This is a genomic window from Vibrio injensis, from assembly GCF_001895205.1.
Lineage (GTDB): Bacteria > Pseudomonadota > Gammaproteobacteria > Enterobacterales > Vibrionaceae > Vibrio > Vibrio injensis.
Genome location: NZ_BDJF01000018.1, coordinates 1 through 3,322, shown reverse-complemented (window position 1 = coordinate 3,322; position 3,322 = coordinate 1). Strand labels below are relative to the sequence as shown.

At 37.9% G+C, this 3,322-nt stretch carries 5 protein-coding genes; 3 read left to right on the top strand and 2 right to left on the bottom strand.

Translation table 11 applies throughout. The annotated features are described in order from the left end of the window. Window positions 1-84 precede the first annotated feature (84 nt). Together BSR11_RS09245 and BSR11_RS09240 are read right to left on the bottom strand one after the other, a co-directional pair. A complete protein-coding gene (locus tag BSR11_RS09245) occupies window positions 85-375 on the bottom strand; it encodes a type II toxin-antitoxin system RelE family toxin (RefSeq protein ID WP_000221349.1) in 291 nt (96 codons plus the stop codon). After that, window positions 365-613 (bottom strand): type II toxin-antitoxin system Phd/YefM family antitoxin, encoded by a 249-nt coding sequence (locus BSR11_RS09240; protein ID WP_000126952.1) that lies wholly within the window; start codon window positions 611-613, stop codon window positions 365-367. The genes BSR11_RS09245 and BSR11_RS09240 overlap by 11 nt, the downstream gene beginning before the upstream one ends. Before the next feature lie 195 nt (window positions 614-808). Here BSR11_RS09240 and BSR11_RS09230 point away from each other — a divergent pair, with 195 nt between their 5' ends. From BSR11_RS09230 to BSR11_RS09215, 3 genes are all read left to right on the top strand, one after another. After that, window positions 809-1,381: a HEPN domain-containing protein gene (locus BSR11_RS09230; protein ID WP_072670129.1), complete on the top strand. Its 573-nt coding sequence runs from the start codon at window positions 809-811 to the stop codon at window positions 1,379-1,381. A gap of 160 nt (window positions 1,382-1,541) precedes the next feature. Then, a complete protein-coding gene (locus BSR11_RS09225) occupies window positions 1,542-2,255 on the top strand; it encodes a hypothetical protein (protein ID WP_072670128.1) in 714 nt (237 codons plus the stop codon). Between the two features lie 562 nt (window positions 2,256-2,817). Beyond that, window positions 2,818-3,108 (top strand): hypothetical protein, encoded by a 291-nt coding sequence (locus BSR11_RS09215; RefSeq protein ID WP_072670127.1) that lies wholly within the window; start codon window positions 2,818-2,820, stop codon window positions 3,106-3,108. Window positions 3,109-3,322 lie beyond the last annotated feature (214 nt).

Sequence of the window (3,322 nt, the reverse complement as noted above, 5' to 3'; positions counted from 1 at the left end):
TGCGGAAACTTGGTAGTCGCGTTGTCAGCCCCTTAAGCGGGCGTTATACCTTGCCGAAAAAAGAGGCATTGATTGGTATATTAATCAGTCATCTAGTCGTTTCATTGCGCTACGGTAAACATCACTTCGCTCTCGTTTTCCAACTGCTAAGACCGTTACCACGATAACGTCGTCTTTTACTTGGTAAACAAGACGATAGCCAGACTGACGTAGCTTTATTTTATACATGTTATCAGCGCCAGAGAGTTTTGATGCTGGTACATGTGGGTTTTCTAAGCGCTCAATGAGTTTCTTTTTAAATTGCTGTTGTAGTGTAGAGCCAAGTTTTTTCCATTCTTTTAAGGCGCTCTTTTTGAAATCAAGTTTATAGGTCATCGATGTTTACCGAAATGCTTTCTTCAGACTCTCGTTCTCTTGCAATAGCTAATAGTTCGAGATCATCGAGTCGATCCATCATCATTTCGTATGCTTTTGCTGGAACACAGTAAAAGGCTGGTTCGTTTCGGTTAAGTACAGCGACAGGTTCACCATATGCACTTGTTGCAACTTTCATTGGATTAGCTTTTAATTCAGTAATACTTGCAGCCACATCGGCTAAGATTCTAGCAGTCATTTATTGAGTCCTTTAAGTGGTCTTTATAAAGGTCATTCTAGCGCTATAAGAACGGTATAACAAGGCGTTCAAGAGGGACAGCCAACGCGTGGCATTTTTACTATGCGTTGGTTTTTGTGGTTAAGGTGTTATGCGGAAAGTTGGTAGTAGCGTTGGCTGCCCCTTAACGCGGCGTTAAGTTTATTGGGGGAAATCGTGGATAAATGGCTAGATTTTTACAGACCGTATTTTGGCTCAGAAAAAGAACTTGTTGCTTTCGTTGAGCTGTGTGAGTCCCTTACTCTTGAAGATAAAAATCATCGTGCAAAAATCATGATGCATCAAGGTCAGCGTCTTTCCACTATCTCCTGTGCAATGGAGGGAATTGCTGCTGGAAGAGATCCTCTAAAACTACTTTTTCTGCTAATCGCTGCAGAAAACATCTCCAAACTACACTTATCTACTAATGAAGACGGTCGTTCTAAATTTCATGTTAAGAGATTTTTTCAAACGTTTTGTAGTGGTCAAACCAAAAGAAATTTGATCGATAGTATAGAAGTTATCAAGAAACCAAGGGATCTTGATACAGTCGTAGAGGCACTATATACAATACGTTGTGATGTTGTTCATGAGGGACACTATTGGGGGTTTGATTTTGCTACTGATGCTAGACCATCTGTATTGTCGTCAAAAGATGGCTCTCAGCTTTTAAGAGTTCGTCTAACATTCGCCGAGTTTCAAGAAATAGTAGTTAAGGGTGTTATATCAGCAGTTAGAGATATTCTTTGACATCATAAACTTAACAAACGGTTAAAGAGGGATTCGCAACGCTCGGCATTTTTGTTTTGCGTTGATTTCAGTGGTTACGGTATTGTGCGGTGAGTTGGTAGTTGCGTTGCTCACCCCTTAACCGGGCGTTATGTGTTTTCGCATGTAAAGAGAGATATTGATGTACGAAATAATGTTTATACTTCTAGGTTTCAGCTTTCTAGTTGTCAGTTCTCCTTTATTGAGGGCAAATGATGTTGTTGCAAAATGGCTAGACCAAGTTGAATCATCAATCTTCGGAAGTATATTTCATCTAGCTTACTACTCGCCCAAAGAGGCTCTTACGGTTTTAGTAAAGTATTTCGGGGTTATAGGGGGTGGAGCTACTTTCTTTCAATGCATTATTATGCAAAGGTTTGGTTTAGTTAGTAACACTTTGCTGATTAGTAGTGCTTTAATGGTATATGCATCTTTCTCATTGCACACTTGGATGGTAAGTAGAAAAGAAGTAGTTGGTAAGCTGAAAGATGACTGTATAAAAGGGGTTAAAGCAACTACCAAATGGTCTATGGCTATCTTCTTTGTGATTTTAGTAGGCCATACAGCTATTCAATTTGAAGCTAACCCGCAGTATGAACCAGAGTTTCATGTTCTGGGTTACGTGTTCGCTATAACCATAATGGCTGTGTCATTTTTATTCGGTGTTGCTAGTATGGTTTTTTACTTAATTATGTTTTTACCTGCATTCTTAGTTATTATTTATATTTGGCTAGTAGTATATATTGCAAAATTCTTGGCTAAATCTAACAGAAGTTCAATAAAGTATGCATGTAATATTTATTTCGTGGTTGTAAGTTTATACACTTTTTATCTGACCTATAAAGGCTTAGTTTAAAACATACATAACAAACGGTTCAAGAGGGACAACCAACACGTGGCATTTTTATTATGCGTTGGTTTTTGTGGTTTCGGTGTTATGCGGAAGCTTGGTAGTGGCGTTGTCTGCCCCTTAACCGGGCGTTATGTTTTATTGGGCCTCAGCAAGATCAATTTACAAATTTTAATGGGAAATTTTGGTCTGATTCTAGCGTTTTTCTATCCTAATTAATTGATGTTGTGAATGTATTGTTCTTTTGGGTAGCGATTGAAAGTTGAACGATACTTTTGTGTTTTTGTCGGGTTTTGCTCTGATAAATGGTGTATGCAAAAAGTTCGATTGTTGCTGAAAGGTCTCTTCCTTTGGTGTTGTTTAGCCTTTGATTCCACAGGCTAATTCGCTTCAATTGCTTGCGATCTTATCGACAACAATGATTGCTGAAAGTAGGCTGGTTTATCATTTTGAGTTAAAGTTGCAGTAATTAAGAAAATTGTAAAAGTTTAATATAATCAATAAGTAATAAAATATAACAAATGCTTCAAGAGGGCGTTATGTTTTCGGGATAACTTGAGGAAAAGAGATGGATTTTATTTGGTTGGTTTTAGTTTTAGGCGCGGGCGCAACATTCTACTATTTTGTATCATATTCGAAGCCACAGGATGATGATTGGCAAAAATTGCCGACACTTGAGGATTATTTGATAAAGCATCCCGAATGTAAAACGGCAGATTCAGAAAGTGCGAAATGCTTTAGTTGTGGTTCAGATAAAGTAATTTTTCAACCATTAACAGTTCATGCAGATCATCGTTATAAACATATTTGCTTATCTTGCAAAAAAACACTTTTTAGAAGTAAGGCAATAATGTCTTAAACTAGTTGAGATTTCTAAGTTTATTCTTAACAAAATCAGCTGGTTGGAATAAAACATAACAAACGGTTAAAGAGGGATTCGCAACGCTCGGCATTTTTGTTTTGCGTTGATTTCAGTGGTTACGGTGTTGTGCGGTAAGTTAGTAGTTGCGTTGCTCACCCCTTAACCGGGCGTTAGCTGTCTATGGAGGAATAATTGAGTACAGCATTAATTA